The organism is Defluviicoccus vanus (assembly GCF_014672695.1).
In the GTDB taxonomy this organism is placed as follows: Bacteria; Pseudomonadota; Alphaproteobacteria; order Rhodospirillales; family Defluviicoccaceae; genus Defluviicoccus; species Defluviicoccus vanus.
The window spans coordinates 3,016,699-3,035,688 of record NZ_CP053923.1; the positions used below are offsets into that span (position 1 = coordinate 3,016,699).

The 18,990-nt window shown below is 61.9% G+C and carries 19 protein-coding genes and 1 pseudogene; 12 read left to right on the forward strand and 8 right to left on the reverse strand.

The window, feature by feature from the left end:
- Nucleotides 1-292 precede the first annotated feature (292 nt).
- A complete protein-coding gene (locus tag HQ394_RS13590; protein WP_190260676.1) occupies nucleotides 293-523 on the forward strand; it encodes a hypothetical protein in 231 nt (76 codons plus the stop codon).
- Between the two features lie 1,006 nt (nucleotides 524-1,529).
- Entirely contained in the window at nucleotides 1,530-1,808 is a 279-nt protein-coding gene (locus HQ394_RS13595; RefSeq protein WP_190260677.1) for a BrnA antitoxin family protein, read from the forward strand.
- Between the two features lie 69 nt (nucleotides 1,809-1,877).
- Here HQ394_RS13595 and ahr read toward each other — a convergent pair whose 3' ends face one another.
- A complete protein-coding gene (ahr, locus tag HQ394_RS13600; protein ID WP_190260678.1) occupies nucleotides 1,878-2,891 on the reverse strand; it encodes an NADPH-dependent aldehyde reductase Ahr in 1,014 nt (337 codons plus the stop codon).
- 243 nt (nucleotides 2,892-3,134) lie between these two features.
- Here ahr and HQ394_RS13605 point away from each other — a divergent pair, with 243 nt between their 5' ends.
- The gene (locus HQ394_RS13605) at nucleotides 3,135-4,520 is read left to right on the forward strand and encodes a chloride channel protein (RefSeq protein WP_190260679.1); all 1,386 of its coding nucleotides are present in this window, start codon (nucleotides 3,135-3,137) and stop codon (nucleotides 4,518-4,520) included.
- A 67-nt stretch (nucleotides 4,521-4,587) separates the two neighbouring features.
- Here the strand turns inward: HQ394_RS13605 and HQ394_RS13610 are convergent, their stop codons facing one another.
- Entirely contained in the window at nucleotides 4,588-5,280 is a 693-nt protein-coding gene (locus HQ394_RS13610; protein ID WP_190260680.1) for a lipid-binding SYLF domain-containing protein, read from the reverse strand.
- Nucleotides 5,281-5,567: 287 nt separating this feature from the next.
- Between HQ394_RS13610 and rpsD the strand changes: the two genes are divergently transcribed.
- The 3 genes from rpsD (at nucleotide 5,568) to HQ394_RS13625 (ending at nucleotide 9,269) form a co-directional block, all read left to right on the forward strand.
- Nucleotides 5,568-6,182, forward strand: a complete 615-nt coding sequence (rpsD, locus tag HQ394_RS13615) for a 30S ribosomal protein S4 (RefSeq protein WP_190260681.1) — start codon at nucleotides 5,568-5,570, stop codon at nucleotides 6,180-6,182.
- A 78-nt stretch (nucleotides 6,183-6,260) separates the two neighbouring features.
- Entirely contained in the window at nucleotides 6,261-8,078 is a 1,818-nt protein-coding gene (locus tag HQ394_RS13620; protein ID WP_456151616.1) for a cation:proton antiporter, read from the forward strand.
- Nucleotides 8,079-8,309: 231 nt separating this feature from the next.
- Nucleotides 8,310-9,269 (forward strand): hypothetical protein, encoded by a 960-nt coding sequence (locus HQ394_RS13625; protein WP_190260683.1) that lies wholly within the window; start codon nucleotides 8,310-8,312, stop codon nucleotides 9,267-9,269.
- A gap of 108 nt (nucleotides 9,270-9,377) precedes the next feature.
- On the opposite strand, the gene grxD is transcribed toward HQ394_RS13625, so the two are convergent.
- The 5 genes from grxD to HQ394_RS13650 form a co-directional block, all read right to left on the reverse strand.
- Nucleotides 9,378-9,725: a Grx4 family monothiol glutaredoxin gene (grxD, locus tag HQ394_RS13630; protein WP_190260684.1), complete on the reverse strand. Its 348-nt coding sequence runs from the start codon at nucleotides 9,723-9,725 to the stop codon at nucleotides 9,378-9,380.
- Between the two features lie 76 nt (nucleotides 9,726-9,801).
- Complete coding sequence (locus HQ394_RS13635; RefSeq protein WP_190260685.1) at nucleotides 9,802-10,035, reverse strand: BolA family protein; 234 nt, start codon at nucleotides 10,033-10,035, stop codon at nucleotides 9,802-9,804.
- Nucleotides 10,036-10,058: 23 nt separating this feature from the next.
- Nucleotides 10,059-12,254 (reverse strand): phosphoribosylformylglycinamidine synthase subunit PurL, encoded by a 2,196-nt coding sequence (purL, locus tag HQ394_RS13640; RefSeq protein WP_190260686.1) that lies wholly within the window; start codon nucleotides 12,252-12,254, stop codon nucleotides 10,059-10,061.
- Between the two features lie 572 nt (nucleotides 12,255-12,826).
- Nucleotides 12,827-12,982 carry a hypothetical protein gene (locus HQ394_RS13645; RefSeq protein WP_190260687.1) on the reverse strand — a complete coding sequence of 52 codons (156 nt, stop codon included), beginning with the start codon at nucleotides 12,980-12,982 and terminating at the stop codon, nucleotides 12,827-12,829.
- 1 nt (nucleotide 12,983) lies between these two features.
- On the reverse strand, nucleotides 12,984-13,319 hold the full coding sequence (locus HQ394_RS13650; protein WP_190260688.1) for a hypothetical protein: 336 nt from the start codon (nucleotides 13,317-13,319) through the stop codon (nucleotides 12,984-12,986).
- 429 nt (nucleotides 13,320-13,748) lie between these two features.
- Here HQ394_RS13650 and HQ394_RS13655 point away from each other — a divergent pair, with 429 nt between their 5' ends.
- Nucleotides 13,749-14,270: a hypothetical protein gene (locus tag HQ394_RS13655; RefSeq protein WP_190260689.1), complete on the forward strand. Its 522-nt coding sequence runs from the start codon at nucleotides 13,749-13,751 to the stop codon at nucleotides 14,268-14,270.
- Here HQ394_RS13655 and HQ394_RS13660 read toward each other — a convergent pair.
- Nucleotides 14,207-15,310, reverse strand: a complete 1,104-nt coding sequence (locus tag HQ394_RS13660; RefSeq protein WP_190263424.1) for a hypothetical protein — start codon at nucleotides 15,308-15,310, stop codon at nucleotides 14,207-14,209. The two genes, HQ394_RS13655 and HQ394_RS13660, sit on opposite strands and share 64 nt — an antisense overlap.
- Here HQ394_RS13660 and HQ394_RS13665 point away from each other — a divergent pair.
- The 5 genes and pseudogenes from HQ394_RS13665 to HQ394_RS13680 form a co-directional block, all read left to right on the forward strand.
- Nucleotides 15,246-15,572 (forward strand): annotated as a pseudogene (locus HQ394_RS13665) (IS21 family transposase); the annotation flags it as partial. The gene HQ394_RS13660 and the pseudogene HQ394_RS13665 sit on opposite strands and share 65 nt — an antisense overlap.
- Nucleotides 15,573-15,880: 308 nt before the next feature.
- A complete protein-coding gene (locus tag HQ394_RS13670) occupies nucleotides 15,881-16,339 on the forward strand; it encodes a lysozyme inhibitor LprI family protein (RefSeq protein WP_190260690.1) in 459 nt (152 codons plus the stop codon).
- Between the two features lie 329 nt (nucleotides 16,340-16,668).
- Entirely contained in the window at nucleotides 16,669-17,364 is a 696-nt protein-coding gene (locus HQ394_RS21225) for a lysozyme inhibitor LprI family protein (protein WP_407644703.1), read from the forward strand.
- Nucleotides 17,310-17,678 carry a hypothetical protein gene (locus HQ394_RS13675; protein WP_223291582.1) on the forward strand — a complete coding sequence of 123 codons (369 nt, stop codon included), beginning with the start codon at nucleotides 17,310-17,312 and terminating at the stop codon, nucleotides 17,676-17,678. The genes HQ394_RS21225 and HQ394_RS13675 overlap by 55 nt, the downstream gene beginning before the upstream one ends.
- A 28-nt stretch (nucleotides 17,679-17,706) precedes the next feature.
- A complete protein-coding gene (locus tag HQ394_RS13680; protein ID WP_190260692.1) occupies nucleotides 17,707-18,744 on the forward strand; it encodes a hypothetical protein in 1,038 nt (345 codons plus the stop codon).
- Nucleotides 18,745-18,990 lie beyond the last annotated feature (246 nt).

Here is an 18,990-nt window from a genome sequence, read left to right on the forward strand (position 1 = left end):
GTTCTGGCAGAGATGCGGCGCGTTCACCGCCCGGACCAGGGTCTAGCGGAAAGATCTGGGGCGAAGACGGGCCAGGATCGCCTTATACGCACAATACATGCAATGGTATTCAATCTGTGCGCCCATGCATGAACAATTCTAGCAGGGAACTGCAAATAGCACTTAATATCACAATATTCTGCTGCTTGCGTTGCAGTTATTACTGGTAAATCAGTGTGATCTTAATTATTCTGTCCTCAAGATCGGATTTAACGATCAATAATAATAATAACCTGAAAATCGGGAGGATGCGATGACCGGTGGCGAATATCGCCGGCCACTGACGGTATACGGCAGCCTTGGCGGGTATCACGGCAACCCACGTACCGTGACCCGTCGTGATTTTCTCATGTTAAACCCGGGTGCCGTGCAGCACGCGCTCCCGATGCACCGTCGTCGGCAACCGCACTATCGCCAAGCAGCAGGTGGTGGCTCTCGGCAGTTCGAGCGCCTGACGGCGCTCTGCCGCCAATGCCATGGCTGAGGCCCCGCTGATCGACAATCGGGCGACAGCGGCGGCGAAACCGCTCGCCGTGCTCCGCAGTGTCCATTGCTTCGATCGCGGTCTCACCCGCGCCCCGGATCGGCTCGATCCTGACGGTGACAAGGTGGTCAGGCGCAAGCCGGCATCAACAGTTTTATGCGCTGCCACCCGGCGGCACTCTGCGACAAAGAGGGAGAGGTCATACCGCGCGCTCGGACGAAGAGAATTCCCGTCCCGTCAGGGGTAACAGGACCAACGTCGCGAACGGCAGGGGGCCTAGATCCCCGTGGAGCTCTCTCCCCTCCGGGTGAGAGGGCTCCACGAGGACGAATTAGACCGACGAATTCCAGCCAGCATGAATAGCGGCGGCGGCAGCCGCAGGCAACGCCAGTAAGCCGGCGCGGTCTCGCCACCGCGGCACCGCCATCGTCGCCTGGGCAGCGAAAGCGGGCGCATGTCGCCAAGGTGGTCGAGCATGATGACTGCCGCCCGGACGGGGGCACCGCTGACGTGGGCAATGCGGTGAACACCGCGGTTATCCGCGGACAATCATGCCGGGGCACGCGATCATACCGTTCCGCTGCCGTTAATTCACGTGCACATTGCGTCATCAACCCAAAAACAACTCACTGGTGCGTTGCCACTTTGCGGCAACGGTTCCACCACATTTGTTAAACTTTAGCTTTTGCTTGATCTCGACGCAGACTCACTGTCATAATCGGTTCCTGCATTGATCTAGTCTTGACGTCTTGCCATTAATGGTTGTTTTAGGGCATCCTGATCGTCTCAATGGGCGTTGTATTAATGTTCGCGTGGTTGCAGCACGCGTCGTTCGGATCGTCGGTGCCACTTAAACGCATAAGAAGCGCCGCTCAATACGGTTCGGGCGCGAATCTCCCGAAGGAGTTGTGTACAAACCTACGTGTCATGTCATGGGGGATAACTGAGGAAGCCGGAGGGTGCACCGGAATCCAGACACTTCGTTGCATGTGGGAGGGACAGGACCATGGCAAAGAACGACTTTAGCACCTACTCAGTTGAAGAGCTAAGAGCGATCGTCGAGCAGGCTGACAATGATGTACTCGATGGTTGCGGTGTTATCGGAGCGGAAGAATCCTCGTGGATGACAACACCGCTGCCCATTGCACCCGGTAAGACTTCAGTGCATTTACGCGTCGATAGCGACGTACTTCACTGGTTCCGCGGCCAGGGTAAAGGACATCTTACGCGGATGAATGCGGTTCTGCGTGCCTATATGCAGGCCAATCGTCGGCGCACCCAATGACTTAAGCTTGCTGCAAGGTCGCGCCGCCCCCAGTCGTGCTGGCCAGGGCGGCGCCCCATGCAGTTCAGGTTAACCGAGATCGTTCTGTAAAACCGCGCGATAGCGCAGCTTGCCGGAGCGCAGGCGCTCCAGAGCATCATTCACCTTCGACATCGGGAACGGCTCGACGATCGGCGCGACAGCGTGGCGTGCGGCGAACGCCAGCATGTCCGCCTGTGTTGCCGGGCTGCCGAGCGGTGTGCCACTGATTGACTTCTGGCCCCCAATCAGGGTAAAGCCGCCAATAGTGACCGAAGGAACGGCGCCAACGATATGGATGCACCCGCGCGGCTTTAATATTTTCGCATAGGCTTCCCAGTCAAGCGGGACATTTACTGTAACCAGGATCATGGCAAAGCTGTTGGCCAGTCGGGCCAGCGCATTCGGACCCGCGGTGGCGACGAAGTCGGTGGCGCCGAGTTGCTTCGCCTCCGCCTCCTTATCGGGCGAGGTGGAAAAGGCGGTGACGTGACAGCCCCAGGCGCGGAGGAACTGCAGCGCCAGGTGGCCAAGGCCGCCGATACCGACGACACCGACACGATCGGTGGGGCGGATGTGGTTCTGCAGGATCGGGTTGAAGACGGTGGTGCCGCCGCAAAATAGCGGCCCCGCCGTCGCCGGATCCAGTCCGTCGGGCAGGGGTAGCACCCAGCCCCAATGCGCCCGCAGCCGGGTAGCGAAACCACCATAGCGGCCGACGATCGTCGATTCAGCGGTGCTGCACAGGTTGTGATCACCTTGCATGCACTCGTGGCAATGCATGCACGAGCGGGAGTACCAGCCGACACCCACCGTCTGGCCCTGCCGCACGTGCGGAACATTCGCACCCACCGCCGCGACCTCACCGACGATCTCGTGACCGGGAACGAGCGGGTACTTACTCATATGCCATTCGTTGTCGATCATGCTGAGATCGCTGTGGCAGAGGCCGCAGTAGTGGACGGCCACCTCCACCTCGTCGTCGCCGAGCGGACCTAACTCGTAACTGAATGGCTGCAGCGGCTCCCCTGCTTGCAGCGCTGCCATAGCCTTGACCTCGGTCATGCAAGGATTCCTTTCGAACAGACGGGCTTGCCGATTGCAGGCGCCGCCCCTGCAGCGCCACCCCCTTGAGATTGGCACGCCGTCTGCGGTTGGCCAGCAGTGTCGCGCAGGCGTGAGGCGGCAAGGGCGTCGATTGCGTGACACGGCGGATTTTCTGCGCATGATGGCAAGGTCGTGATCGGCGAACCAGCTCCCTCTGGCGAAAGGCCAGCCGATGCTCCTCATTGCCCCACCGAGAGCCGGATGCCGAAACATTTGAAGCTGATCAATCGCCGCCTGCGACACGCTTGGTTTACGCCGATTAGCTGGCGCCGCCGGCTCGCGTTCTATGGCGGTGCCCTCATCGTTGGCCTGGTCGCCGTCGGCTTCGCCATGGCCGCCGACCAGGCGCAGCAGCTCAATCAGCAGCTGTTCGCCCGCTATCCGTGGCTGCCCTTCGTCATGACGCCGACGTTGTTCGCACTCGCCGCTTGGCTCGCAACGCGCTTTTCCCCTGGCTCGCAGGGCAGTGGCATTCCGCATTCCATCGCCGGGCGGCATCTGCGTGATAGCGGCCTCGGCCAGGATCTGCTGACGGCGCGCGTCGCATTTGGCAAGATCCTGCTGACATTGCTCGGTCTGCTTGCGGGAGCCTCGATCGGTCGCGAAGGACCGACGGTGCTGGTGGGGGCGTCGATCATGATGGTGGCGGCCGGCCTTGCGGGGCTGAAGCGGGAACGCGGCTTCATCCTCGCCGGCGCCGCTGCCGGGATCGCCGCCGCCTTCAACACGCCGCTGGCCGGTCTCGTCTTTGCCATCGAAGAGCTGGCACGCGCATACGAACAGCGCACCAGCGGCCTTGTGCTACTCGCCGTCATTCTTGCCGGCATCGTCTCGATCGCCACCGTCGGCTACTACGACTATTTTGGCCGCAGCACGGTTACGCTCGACTTGCACAATGGCTGGTTGCCGGTGATCATTCTTGGCGTGTTCTGTGGCTTCCTCGGTGGCCTGTTCGCCCGCCTCGTGCTGTGGACGAGCAGGCGACTTGGCCGCTGGTTCGGCAAGGATCTGCTGCATCATCCCGCCAGTTTCGCCGCGGCTTGCGGTCTGGTGGTCGCTGTCGCCGGCTATCTCACCCATGGCGCTGTTTTCGGCACCGGCTATGCCGCCGCGCGCAGCGCCCTTGAAGGCTCAGGGCTGATTGACTGGGACTTCGCCCTGGCGAAATGGGTGGTGACGGCGGCCTCCACCATCAGCGGCATCCCGGGTGGCCTGCTGGCGCCCAGCCTCTCCGTGGGGGCCGGCATCGGCTCGGCACTGAGCTCCTTGTTCGTGGGCACGCCGGCCGGGTCCTCGGCGATGCTGGGCATGGTCGCCTATTTCGTCGGTGTGACCCAGGCACCGATCACTGGCTTCGTCCTGGTGATGGAAATGACCGGCAATCACAGCATGATGGTGCCGCTGATGGCGGCGACCATGCTGGGTCTCGGGACGTCGAAACTGGTCTGCCGGGTGCCGCTCTATCACGGACTGGCGATGCAGATCATACACGCCCGCCGCGCCGCCGTCCGCGCTGCCAGTGCCGCGTCGGCGGCAGGGGCTGATGCAGGCGACAAGAGTGCCGCCCCACCCAACGCCTCCTCCTGAGAGAGCGCCCGCCGGCGATCGGGCGCTGCTGCGTGGCCCAGGCGCCGCCCCTTACGTCAGAGCGTTATTATTTTGCCAGCGCCTGCTTCAGCACCTTGGCATCGGGGCTACTGACCGCATGGTCGATGACAATTTGCGTCGCGGTGGCAGGTTGGCCGAAATAGTTGGCGTTACGATCGTTGGCTGGATCGACGACGCCGCTGCCGAGGTTGATCCCGGCGTAGGCACCGACAAGGCTGCGGGTAAAGACAATCACATCGGCTCCGGTCGTCTTGATCGGCTGTTCCGTTGCACTGTCACCAGCGACCACATTGGCCGAACCGCCGAACACCGGCTTGCCTTCGGCCAGCGCCTTCAGCGTCTCTTCGGTTTTGATCACCGCCATGACGCTTGCCGTATCGACGCCCGCCTGCAGGCCGAAGGTGGCGCCGCCATAGGACATGAAGGCGGGCGAACTCCACACCCCGGTCGCCGAGCGGCCGACGAGGACGCCGAAACCGCCGGAGCCGCCGCCCAGCAGCGCTGCCCGGGTGATCTTCGGATAGACAAGGACACCGCGCGCGTCGGCGAGGGCAGCGTTGACCGCCGCCGCATTGGCGCCGGTACGGAAGGCGGTGACCGTTTCCGCGGCCCCGTCCACCACGCCCTGTAGGGACTCCCGATCGGCGGCCTTCTCCTGCGGCGTGTCTGTGGCACAGGCAGCGAGCAAGAAGACGAGGATAGAGAAGGAAGCCAACAGCCGATATTTTGCTGGAAACATGCAATCGTCCTCCTGGAGACCGTGGTCTTGATTGAAGACTTGGAGTGGCGTGTCGCGCATCGATAGCGTTATGCTTGAGGTCAACGGCGGCTGGCAAGCAGGAAACAAGCCTTCGTCGGCGCGCCGGCGGCGTTTCACCGCGCGCAAGATTTGACATGTCGGGTGCGTTTCGGTTAAACCCGCGCCCACTCCCGGAAACGTGGGCGTACCTGCCCCGTCCGGCGCGGCGTTGTCGTGCCAGGGCCTACCGGGACAACAATCAACGCACATAATCAGCAGAGTGAACCGTGACCAAACGTATCGAAGCGAAGTACAAGATCAACCGACGCCTCGGCGTCAATCTCTGGGGCCGTTCCAAGAGCCCGCTCAATTCCCGCGACTATGGACCGGGTGAGCATGGCCAGCGGCGCAAGAAGCCGACCGACTACGGCACCCAGCTGATGGCGAAGCAGAAGCTGAAAGGTTACTACGGCAACATCAGCGAGAAGCAGTTTCGCCGCTATTACGACGAATCGGTTCGCCGTCACGGTGACACGTCGGAGAACCTGATCGGCATCCTCGAGCGGCGGCTCGATACGGTGGTCTATCGGATGAAACTGGTGCCGACCGTCTTCGCATCACGTCAGTTCGTCAACCATGGCCACATCAAGGTCAATGGGCGACGGGTCAACATTCCCTCATACCTGGTCCGCGACGGCGACGTCATCGAGATCGGCGAGAAGGCGCGCCAGATGGCGTTGGTGCTGGAAGCGCTTGGGTCGCCGGAACGCGATGTCCCGGAATATGTCAGCTTCGATACCCACCAGATGAAGGGCACCTTCATCCGCGCACCGAAGCTGGCCGACGTTCCCTATCCCGTCCAGATGGAACCAAACCTCGTTATCGAGTTTTATTCGCGATAACATCTTCTCAGCCGACCTCGCGGGCCGCCGCGCGGGCGGTCAGCCCGCGAGGTGTTCGTGGAAAAATCGCTGCTGGTGGTGCTGGCTCTCGTCGTTCTCGTCGGAGTTGGCAGCCAATGGCTGGCGTGGCGCCTGCGTGTGCCGGCGATCGTGCTGATGCTGGTCGCCGGTCTGCTGATGGGACCGGTCTTCGGTGTCATCTCCCCGGCACAGCATTTCGGGCCGCTGCTGCAGCCGATCGTCGCGGCGGCGGTGGCGATCATCCTCTTCGACGGCGGCCTCAGCCTCAACCTGCATGAGCTGCGCGAAGCCGGTCCGGGCGTCCGCCGGCTGGTGCTGCTTGTTGCCCCCATCTCCTGGATCCTGGGGGCNCTCGCCGGGCATTACGTGGCGGGCCTGGCGTGGCCGGTCGCCTTCCTGTTTGCCGGCATCCTCGTGGTAACCGGCCCGACAGTGATCATGCCCTTGCTGCGACATGCGCGGCTGCAGCCGCGGGTGGCGTCGCTGCTGAAATGGGAAGGCATCGTCAACGATCCCATCGGTGCGTTGCTTGCGGTGCTGGTTTTCGAATTTCTCAGCGTGGCGCACACCGCTGTCAGCCTCGGCGAAGCCTCGACGAGACTGCTGATCACGGTGGCAGTGGTTGCCGTGGTCAGTTTCCTGATCGGCCGCGGCATGATCATGCTGTTCAATCGCGGCCATGCTCCCGAATATCTTCGCTCCGCCGTGCTGCTCAGTGTCGTCCTTGGCTGCTATGTGGTGGCGAACGCACTATATCACGAGACGGGATTGCTCGCCGTCACCGTCCTTGGCATGACGCTGGCGAACGGCGGCTTGGTGGGCCTCGCCGAGGTGCGGCGGTTCAAGGAGAGCCTGGCCACTCTCCTNCTGGCGTCGGTGTTTGTCCTGCTCACCGCCTCGCTGCGCCTGGACGACATCATGAGCCTTGATCCAAGGGCTCTTGCCTTTGTCGCGGTGATGCTCTTCCTCGTCCGACCGGCCTCGGTGTGGCTTGGTACCATCGGTGCCGGCCTCCCCTGGCAGGAACGTGCGCTCGTCGGCTGGATTGCACCGCGCGGCATCGTCGCTGTCGCCGTCACCGGCTTGTTTGCCCCGGCCCTGGTGGGATTGGGCCACGCGGATGCCAGCCGGCTGGTGCCCTTGGCCTTTGCCATGGTGTTCGCAACCGTCATCTTGCATGGGTTCAGCATCGTCACTCTTGGCCGCCGGCTCGGTCTCGCTGACGCTGGCGGGACGTCGGTGCTGATCCTCGGCGCCTCGCCGTGGAGCGTCGATCTGGCACGGGCGCTGACGGACGTGGGCCTGGATGCGACCATCGCCGATCCCAGCCGCCACCGGCTGCGAACCGCCCGCTTGGCCGGCGTGTCGACCTATTTCGGCGAGGTGCTGAGCGAGGCGGCCTTTTGGCAGATGGAGGTCAGCCGCTTCGACTATCTGCTCGCGGTGACCGACAACGATGCCTACAACGCGCTGGCCTGTGCCCAGTTTGCGCCGGAGATCGGTCGCAACCGGGTGATGCGGCTGAAGCATGCGGAGAGCGAGGCCGCACATCGGACCACCATCGCCCTTGATGGCGGCCTGCTCACCATCGGCAACGGCGATTACGATCTGCTGGTGCAGCGCAGTCGCGAAGGCTGGACCTTCAGCCGGACGAAGCTGACCGAAACCTATGGCCTCGAGCGCTATCTGCAGGACAGGCCAGCAGCGGCCGAACTGTTTGCCGTCGCCCATCCCTCCGGCCGTGTGCAGTTCCTTGCCGGCGACGACAGCTTGGACGCAGCCGCGGGCGACGTTATCCTCGCCTTCACCCCAGCGAAGATCGCCACCGACAGCAAAGCAAAGCACAACAAGCAGGCGGACAGCCATTCCACCTGAGCCGTGCCCGCATCGCTCACGGCCCTAGCAAAAGAGCGGTCGGGTCCGGCCGCAGCTTAAATATGTGGCAAGCAACCGCCCCAAACCAGTAAGTAGATCAGTGGTCGGCCATAAAACGCCAAAACGGCGCTATTCCCCGTTGACGCGCGCACCCAACAACATGTACACAATTTAATCTATTACACGCGGAGCCGTACTAAGTGGCGACGCGGCGTGTCTATAGGGGGTCAAATGAAAGTGTTCAGGCGTATCACGTGGGCTATGCTCGCGTCCATGACTGCTGTCTCAATCATTTCACTAACAGTTCCGGCATCGGCGACAGAGATGCGGGCAGGATCATTCGTCCCGCTGCTTGCTGGTCCGGATGGTCCGGAAAGCTATGTTGCACCAGAACTGTCAATAGTCCCGCAAGCAGTCCCGGCGAAATTTGTCGTTACCTACGTTGGATTCCCGGCGGCTGCGAAAACCGCCTTTCAACGGGCAGTCAACATCTGGGCAAGCCTGATTTCATCACCGGTACCGATCACGGTGCGGGCGACCTATACACCGCTGGCTGTGGGTGTGCTCGGGGCGGCTGGACCAGGCGTGATCGTGCGCGACTTCCCCGGTGCTCCGCAAAAAGGAACTTGGTATGTAGAGGCGGTTGCCAACAAGCGCGCCGGCAAGCAACTCGCTGCAGCAAGCCCTGACATCGTTGCCAGCTTCAGCAGCGCGTTTCCCAACTGGTACTTCGGCGCCGGCACGTCCCCAGCGGGAAAGTATGACTTCACTACCGTCGTTCTGCATGAACTCGGGCATGGTCTGGGCTTTCTCGGCTTGGGACGTGTTTCGGGTGGCGTCGGCGCGATAAAGGCCTTGGGCTTTCCGTCGATCTACGACCGCTACGTTGAGAACACCGCCGGGACGCCGATTTTGAAATTCGCCGATCCATCGAAGGCGCTGGCGGGTCAGTTCCAGAGCAACGGTCTATGGTTAGACAGCCCGACGGTGCGCGCGGCCAACAGCAACCTCCGCGCCAAACTTTTCGCACCGAAGACATTCCTGCCAGGGAGCAGCTATTCGCACCTGGACGAGGCGACTTACAAGCAGGGTAACCCGAACTCGCTGATGACGCCGGCCCTCAATATGGCGGAAACGATCCACAGCCCCGGCCCGATCAGCCTTGCCATCTTCAAAACGGTAGGCTGGTAACTTTGCAAATGAAGTACTCGGCGGTCACGGGACGCTTGACCAAAGTCCCGTGACCGCCGAGCCACCGAACCGGTGGCCGACGATCCGAGTATGCTGTACCGTCAGCTGTTAGGCAGCCGGCGCGTCGGCGAACTCGATTCCCTTTTCCTTGAACAGCGCCTGCAATTCGCCCGTGCCATGCATCTCGCGGACGATGTCGCAGCCGCCGATGAACTCGCCCTTGACGTAAAGCTGCGGGATCGTCGGCCAGTTGGCGAACTGCTTGATCCCCTCGCGCAACCCGGGGTCGGTCAGCACGTCGATCCCCTTGAACTTGACGCCCATCACCGATAACGCCTGGACGACGGCGGCGGAGAAGCCGCATTGCGGGAACATCGGCGTGCCCTTCATGAACAGCACCACGTCGTTCTCGCTGATGTCCTGCTGGATACGCTTGAAAACCGGATTGTCGGTCATGGTTCATCTTTCCTCTATGGCTGGCCTGTATGGCTCGCTGTATGGCGCGGCGGCGCGGACGGGGGTGGCCGGCGACCTATTCGGGAATTGCGGTCTGCAGCGACAGCGCATGCAAGGCTGAGCCCATTCGCCCCTGCAGCGCCTGATAGACCATCTGGTGCTGCTGGATGCGCGACTTGCCACAAAACGCCTGCGAGACGACGAGCGCCGCATAGTGGTCACCGTCGCCGCGCAGATCCTCAATCGTCACCTGCGCATCCGGCAACGCGTCCTTGATCATCTGCTCGATATCGCTCGCATTCATCGCCATGGGCGCTTCCCCTCTGTGGTTCGCTACGCTTCACCGGCCATGTAGGTCGGCAGCCACACCTCGTGGGCGCGCGCTAGCTCGTTCACGGATATGGCGTGGGCCGTCGACAGCGTCAACCGATCGCCGCCGACCCGGCCAACGACGGTAAAGGGCACGTCCGCCGCTTCCGCGTCGGCCGCAACGCTCTCCGTTGCCGCCGCCGGCAGCGTGAGCAGATAGCGCCCCTGGTCCTCGCCGAACAGCATCCCGGCCGTGGCCTCCACCTCGAGGTCGACGCCGTGGTTGCCGGCGATCGCCATCTCGGCCACCGCCACCAGCAGACCGCCGTCGGCGATGTCGTGGCAGGCGGTGATGCGCCCGGCGGTAATAAGACCGCGGACGAAATCGCCATGGCGCCGTTCGCGCGGCAAATCCACCGGCGGCGGCGCGCCTTCGGCGCGCGCATGCAGCTGGCGGAGGTAAAGCGACTGGCCGAGCCAGCCACCGCCCGCCGGTTGGCCGATCAGCACGAGGACGTCGCCCTCGGACTTCAGNNACGCTGGTGTCGCCATTCGCGCAACATCGCCGATCAGGCCGACGCCACCCACCGTCGGCGTTGGCGGAATCGCCATGCCGTTGGTTTCGTTGTAGAAGGAGACGTTGCCAGAAACGACGGGGAAGTTCAGCGCCAGGCACGCCTCGGCCATCCCCTGCAGGCAGCCGGCAAACTGGCCCATGATCTCGGGCTTCTCCGGATTGCCGAAGTTGAGGCAGTCGGTGATGGCAAGTGGCGTCGCCCCGGCCGCGGTCAGGTTGCGCCAGGCTTCCGCCACCGCCTGGCGGCCGCCGATCAGCGGATCGGCGTAGCAGTAACGCGGCGTGCAGTCGGCGGTGAGCGCCAGGCCCTTCATTGTGCCCGGGATGCGGACGACGGCGGCATCGCCCCCGGNGCGTTGTAGCGTCGCGGCCATGACCATGTGATCGTACTGCTCCCACACCCAGCGCTTGCAGGCGAGGTCGGGCGAGGCGAGCAGCCGGCAGAGGGCGCCGAAGGGCTCGGCGGGAGCGACGATGCTGGCGGCCTCGATCACCGGCGACGGCGGCGTCGGTGCCGTCGGCCGGTCGTACTCGGGCGAGGCCAGCGCCAGCGGGTCGATGGGCAGGTCGGCGACGACGGCGCCATGATGGCGCAGCACCATATGGCGGCTGTCGGTGATCCGCCCGACGATGGCGAAATCCAGCTCCCACTTGCGGAAAATGGCCTCGGCTTCCGGCTCGTGGCCAGGCTTGAGCACCATCAGCATCCGCTCTTGGCTTTCCGAAAGCATGATCTCGTAGGCGGTCATGCCCACCTCGCGCACCGGCACCCGGTCGAGGTCGAGTTCGACGCCGACGCCGCCCTTCGACGCCATCTCGAAGGACGAGGAGGTGAGCCCGGCGGCGCCCATGTCCTGGATAGCGACGATGGCCTCGGTGGCCATCAGCTCCAGGCAGGCTTCGATCAGCAGTTTCTCGGTGAACGGATCGCCGATCTGCACCGTCGGCCGCTTGCTCTCGTTCTCCTCGGAGAACTCCGCCGACGCCATCGTCGCGCCATGGATACCGTCGCGACCGGTCTTCGAGCCAACGTAGATGATCGGGTTGCCGACACCGGCGGCGGCGGAGAAGAACAGCCGGTCGGCGCGCGCGAGACCGACGGTCATCGCATTGACGAGGATGTTGCCGTTGTAGCCGGCATCGAAGGTGCATTCGCCGCCGACGGTGGGGACGCCGACGCAGTTGCCGTAGCCGCCGATGCCGGCGACGACGCCGGCCACCAGATGCCGCGTCTTCGGATGCTCGGGGCTGCCGAAGCGCAGCGAATTGAGATTGGCGATGGGGCGCGCGCCCATGGTGAAGACGTCGCGAAGGATGCCGCCGACGCCGGTCGCCGCCCCCTGGTAGGGCTCGATGTAGGAGGGGTGGTTGTGGCTCTCCATCTTGAAGATGGCGGCATCGCCGTCGCCGATATCGACGACGCCGGCATTCTCGCCCGGCCCACACAGCACCCAGGGGGCGGTGGTGGGCAGCAGGCGCAGCCAGCGCTTCGAGGACTTGTACGAGCAGTGCTCCGACCACATGACCGAGAAGATACCGAGCTCGGTCAGGTTGGGGGCGCGGCCGAGGATCTCGACCGCCTTGGCATACTCATCAGGCGATAGCCCGTGCTGGGCGATCAACTCAGGGGTAATATCGGTCATGGCCCGCGGGGTCCGGAGAACGGGCCCCTTTCATAGCAGACCTTCCGCCCACGGCAACCCCGTCCGCCGCGTGCCGTGGCCGGTCGGGAGTGGACGAGCGGCGGTTCGCAGGCCGTTCAGTATCGGGTTAGCTCATCCTAACCGGCTGATCTGGCAGCATGTCCGCCCGGTTGCCGGCCAACCTGTCGTCTTTTGTCGTCATCGGTCGTCAATCGGCGCCCTATTCGGCCTGCCGCGAGCGGTATGACCAGCGGGCTCAAGGAATCCATGTAGAACATAGAGCGAACGCTGCGCCGTTGTCAACGACCGGCTGCTATCCGTCGCGTCTCAGTCTCAACGCCTGCTTCCTAAGGTCCCGCCGTGATCCGACGAATTATCCCAATTTCGACCGTTCGGAGGTCGCTCACCTTCGCTATGCTGCTCATTGCGAAGGTGAGCGACCCGGATCGTCGGTGATTGACTCCCTGTAGGGCAAGTCTAAAGCGAAGCGCAACCCGCCGCACACGGTGGATGCACCAACGCATCCGGCGGGTTGCACTTCGCTTCAAACCCGTCCTACAAAATTACTCGGGCTACTCGGGCGTTACCGGGAAGCCGGTTGTGGCGTGGCGCGCGATCAGCCGTTCGCGCGCATCAGGCTCGGTAAAGCCCTGGTCCAGCAGGCGCCGGAAACGCCCGTCGACGCGGTCGGCATAGGCGTCGGCTGTCTCGGGGGCAGGATCCGTCACTTCACTCTTCAGGAAGGATCAGGCCGCCGCCCCTGGCTTTGTGCTCGCGGAGTTCTTCGCGAAACACGCGGTCGGCTTCGCGCGCTGCGCGGCGGGATTGCGGCGGCGCCCATGGCGGGATACTCGCCTGAAGCGCGCTGAAATCGGCCATGAAGGCATCGAAGCATTCAGCAAACTGGGCCATCAGCCAGACCTCTTCGGGCGTGATCGTCGTGACGGCGAGGTTCACATCGACGAAGTCATGCAGATGGGCAAGACGCGCCTTGGCGCCATTGACCATAGCCGCCGCCATGCCTCGCTGGCGCTGCGCCAGGTCGGACGCGAGCGTCAGCATCATGAGGCCGGTTCGGGCGCTGATAAAGTCCCAGAAGTTCGGGCTGAGATCTTCGGCCAGCCCAGAGGTCGCGTGGCCGCGTCCATGTGATCAACTGGATGAGACCGCCCAGGTCGGCCTGCATCTCGCGCTCCAACGACCAGGGCATGCTCTCGTGAAGTAGGGCGTGGGTCAGTTCGTGGCCGATCACCCAGTCAGAGCTGAGCGACCAGATCGTGCGAACCGCGGGGTCGTCGAATTCGGCGATCGAGATGATGGCGTCATTGTACCAAGCGTGCTCGTTGCGCATCGCATCGAGCAGGAAGGAGTCGACAACTGGCAGTTGCGCCGGAATCGGCATGGCCGCGAGCAGGAGCCCCTTGGCCGGCCGCCGCCAGTCGGCCATCGGCGTGGCAGCAGGGAACATGCGCTGAAAGACGGGGATGCCCCTGCATGGGCCCGGAATGCGAGCATGAGCAGGCTGATCGCATTGTCCCAGCCGAACGGCAGGACGATGAACCGCCAGTCGGCATGGCGGACGCAATGGGGTTCGGCATCCTCAATGCGCCAGCGCAGATATTGCCGCGCTGCGATGCCGGAAGCCGGCGCCTTCGCATCCTGGGGTCGCACGAGTCCGCCCAGTGCATTCAGCACCCGGCTCTGGTTGAAGGCTTCCTGCGCGAAACGGTAGGCCGTTCGATCGAGAGTCCATTCGTAGCCCGCTTCCTCGACGAGCCAGGGCTGGGCTTGCAGGTCCTTGGCAATATTGCCGAGTATCGATTCGAACGTACCGGGACTGAAGGCCATCCGCTCGAGATGATCGACGATGTCGGGCTCACGAAAGGCGGCCTCGACCTGGCCCGCATGGGCTTCCCAGTCACTGACAACCTTGTGGCGCTGCTCCGGGATCGTCATGGTGGCGACAGGGCCAGTTCGTTTGTGCCGGTGACGATGATCTTCTCGACGAGCTGGTAGCGATCCGGCCCGGCCTCCGCGACCATCCCGAGCGCAATCAGCTTGCCGAGTGCATTGGTCAGCTTGTTCCGGTTGAACCCCGCGTTGCGGTAGACCGCTTCCACCTCGTCGAGCCCCTCGACCATCGCTTCGAGATCGACCATGCGAAAGCCGTGCTCGACGCGCGAACGTCGCCAAGCGAGATCGAGGGCGGTGGCCTCGTCGAGACCGAACGAGGATACGAACGGCTTTCCGCGGCCGACCAGCGCGAGGACGATGGCTGCGAGGGCGGCGGCGCCGGCCCATCCCGTAAGAGCGCCACTGGTGACGAGCGTGGCGATACCGCTTGTGCTACCGAGTAGCGCGCCGCCCAGGCCGAGCGATCCGAGGCGGTCGCGAGTGACGTTGCCAAGCTTGACGCTGTAGAAGCGCTGTTCCTTGAAATGCAGGAAGCCAAGGCCGGTGCGTATCTCGTCGTCGTCATCGAAGTTCGCGTTCGCGCTGGCGTTAATCGATACCAGTTCTGCCAAAGCGGCCTCCACGGCAGCTAGCACCGCATCATCGAGATCGGTGACACTGAGTTCGGCCATCTCGATGAGTTCGATCGTCAGGTCCTGATGATCCATCTGCGTCCTCCCACTTACCGGCAAAGATAAGGGGATGCCGAGGAGATTTCGAGGCTGGGCAGGCTGATCGCGCAGCCCTACAGCTTCTATGTGGCTTATCACGCGCCGACGAAGTCGCTTCGCGTCAGCTTCGTCGAGGCGGTGCTCCGCCAATATGAGCATAGCGGCAAGAACTGGACCGAGCAGCAGACCCTGACGATCCCATTCACCGAAGAGCTCACGGTCGAGCGTCTCGCCCGGTTGGCGGATCTTGCCTGTGGATCGGCGTTGAATAAGGACCCCGTATTCGGGGTGATCGGCGTCCAATCGGGCTCCCCGGGACGGAGGGTTCACATTGGCTTCCATGAGGGACATAGGAGCCGGGATTAGGATGTTGGTGGTGGAGGCGATCGCGAAGATCCGTCGGGCGTTTTTCGTCCAAGAGAAGCCGATCAAGGTGATCTGCCGCGAGCTTCGGGTGTCGCGGAAGGTTGTGCGTAAGGTGATCCGCCCAGATGATGCACGTTGGGGCGACGGAGTTTCGCTATGAGCGGGGGCTGCAGCCGTTGCCGAAGATCGGTCCCTGGCAGGATCGGCTCGACGCGCTGTTGCTGGCGAACGAGGTGAAGACGCCGCGGGAGCGTCTGACGCTGATTCGGATGTTTGAGGAGTTGCCCCGGCTGGGTTGCGCGGGGGCTATGACGCGGTTCGGCGATGGCGGAAGCCTATGTGCCGCTGAGTTTTGCGCCGGGGACTCGGTTATCCGCGCTTCCTAATGTCCCAATTTTCATCTCTCAGAGTGGCCGTGAGAAAGGATGTCTGCACGGATTTCGATACCGACGATAACATTGTCCCCTCTCCGCACGCTGAATTGGTCGCAAATGGCGAAACGCGTGAATTCAAGCTGCGACACCACCCTGCTAGCATCACGTTGCTGTATTTTGCGAACCTTGTTACGTTACTCCCCATACGGGTCGTGAGACGCGGCGATGGCGGCGCGTCTCCGAGGTTGGGGGAATTCTACCGATGATCGCTTACAGGATAATTGCCGGCGTGGCGCTGGCCGTCTTGCTGCTGGTTGCCATGCCCGCCATGGCGCAGACCCAGGCCGACCTCAACAACCAGGCCTGCGGCGCCTACAAGCAGGCGGACGCCAAGCTCAACGCCGTCTACAAGCAAATCCTCGCCAAATACAAATCGGACGCGGCCTTCCTCGCCAGCCTGCGCGCGGCACAGCACGCCTGGCTCGCCTTCCGCGACGCTCATCTGGCGTCCGTCTATCCGGCGACGGACAAGCAGACGGCCTACGGCTCGATCTACCCCACCTGCGCCTGCGGCGTCCTCGCCGAGCTCACCCAAGCCCGCACCGCGCAATTGCAAGTCTGGCTCAACGGCGCCGAAGAGGGCGACACGTGCGCGGGGAGTGTGGGGGGCGATAAGAACGGCGGACGTCAGGCGTTTGAGCAGATGGAGGGTGCGCCGTGACCCGCTAACGTGCGTCGGCGCTCGTGTGAAGTAATGGATTATGATCCACTTTACACTCTCGTAGGAGGTAATGGACATATTAGACACTCAAGGATGCAAAATAATATAACGTTTGCTGGCATGTTAATGACTTTAGAGGATTGCCTTAACCCGTCTTATTCAGGAGGTTGATACCGGGTGACGCTTTTGTCAGCATTGTCAATGCGTTACGCGAAACTGACGTGTGGCAAATTTTCGCCACGGCACGGACGCTGGAAACGATTGCGTTCCATGCGGTTGGGCTTGGATGGCGGCATTCGGCGCATAAGACGGGTTAAGAGGGGGAGTGCATGCGTCCAACGGATTATAGACCGAGAGGAATCAATTGGGTTCTTCTAACTGTGTTGCTCGCATCACCGCATGTCGTCAATGCTGCGCAACCAAGCTTTGAATGCGCTCTTGCGAGGACATGGTCAGAATTGGCAATTTGCCAGGATGAAGAGCTTGCCGTCCTCGACCAAAAACTCTCTGCTCTCTACAAACTGAGCAGATCTAATGCTAACAATGATAAACGAAACAGGATCAAAGCCGATCAAGTGCAGTGGCTCCGCGATCGCGAACTATGCAAGAACAAATCTGCTCCGAAAAATTGCCTGGTCGATTTATATAATTCTCGTATTTCGCAGCTATCGTCTAACAGTGACCTTGAGCGCGCAGCAAATACTCCTGTTCCCTCCGCGCCAGTGAGCAATCTGCCAGAGAACCTGTTGAATCCGCTTCCAAGGCAGAAAAGAACACAACGAATGAGCCGGCTGCTATCGCGCTCGCACCCGGCGATGGCAAGACGAATACAGGAAGCTCAGTCAATATACTTCATTCTGAGAAAACGGATACGCACCCTGACGCAACTCAAAGCGAAGAGCAGCGGCGGCGCAATGCCGATGCAATGCGGGACTACGAGCGACTGCGGACATTCGGAACGACAGAGCGATTGCGGTACATCAGCGGAGCATCTTCGGATATCGCCATTGAACTGGCAAAGCTGACTTTAGCCAAGTCGCTTAGAACCGAATATCAGGGCGTGTTGCGGGTTCATGACGCAAGCGGCAGGAAAGCCATCGCTGACTGGCCATTGCATTTGCAGATTATTCATGAAAATCAATTTCTGAAACCGGGATGGTTTATCGTAAGAGGCGAGCTCTCTCAAAGCCGAGATCGAGATGAAGACGATGGGCTCCCTGTAGGTACACTCACCGCGTTCAAGGCTCTAACGTGTGAGCAAGAAGGATGTTCTTCGCCGAACGATCTCATCGCCATGGTTCGCTTCCGCCTCGGGCTTGATGACTGGAGGCCGCAATGACCGGTGTTCCAATGAGAGGAACTCCCCGATGAAGAGGTTGAGGATCATCCTGGTATCGGCTGCAGCGGTCGTTGCGATGATGGCAGCGGGCGGGTGGTGGTATGCGCAGCGTGAAACCGCTCAGGCGGTGCGGCGCATGTTCATTGACGCCGACTTAGTCGGCCGCGTCGCGTATGGCAGTACGTCCTACAATCCACTAACTGGCGTGGTTTCTATTCATGACGTCAGGCCCGTTGGCGATGAGGAATCGTTTCCAATAACGCTCGGCACTCTGGAAATTATTGACTGGAAGCGCGAAGCCGATTTGGTAGCAGCAGCGCACGTCAAACTTGTTGATCTGCGCATCAATGTGCTGGATGTGGCTCGTAGACAGTTTGAAGAAGGCCATTCAATATTATCTGTCCGTCTTACGGATCCGCCTGCCAAGATACTGCAAGACCCCCTGCAGGCGCTCGTTGTTTTGGGGTACCGCGATCTGACAGGACATGCAGATGTCGACTATCAGTACGATCCTGGCGACGCTGCGTTACAGTGGTCCATCTCGTTTGGCTTCGCGCGAATGGGTGAGCTCCGGCTTCACGTCGGCTTGGATGGAATCAAGCCAAAGCTCATTCGTACGATCGCAGAAATCGCAAACCAAGCCTCAACGGATAATCCACTCGCCGCTCTTGGGGGAATGGCGATGTTGTCCGGGCAGAAAAAGGCTGCTGAACAAATCGGCATCACCGACTTCGGCTTGTCATACGTAGACGAGGGCCTTGTCAATCGCTACAAGCAATACTATGACGTACACAGGTTTCGCCTGCCCGGTGACCCCAGTCAGCTGGAGTTGAATCAATCTCAGGTTGGCGAATTGACGGCGCAGGTTCTGCGATTCGGGCTACCCGAAGATACCGCTCGCTCAAGCGTAGAAGCGATAGCTAGATTTTCCAAACAGCCGCGGCGGCTCGTTTTGCGCACGAACATCGTCGAGCCAATTCGTCTGACACGGATTGTTGATGGCTGGGGAGACCCAAAGGCGGTCAGCAAGCTTGTGTTCCTGACCGGAGCAGAGGTGACAAATTGAGGCAGACGGCGATGTCATATCTGTCAATGCCGCCAACAAAGCGCGGCGTTATATTCCTCGTTCAAAATTAGGAGTCTCGCCGATCCGGAGAGGGACAGGATTTGAGACGGTCGGCGGAGTCGCAGGCTGCCGGGTGGCCGGTGGTTGCCGCCGGGCAACCGGCCGGAGGCGCTGCGGGGAGACCGGGCCCGGCAGCACAGCATCCGGATCAATGCTCAATGGCGCATCNNTGTTTCGTCTGGACCG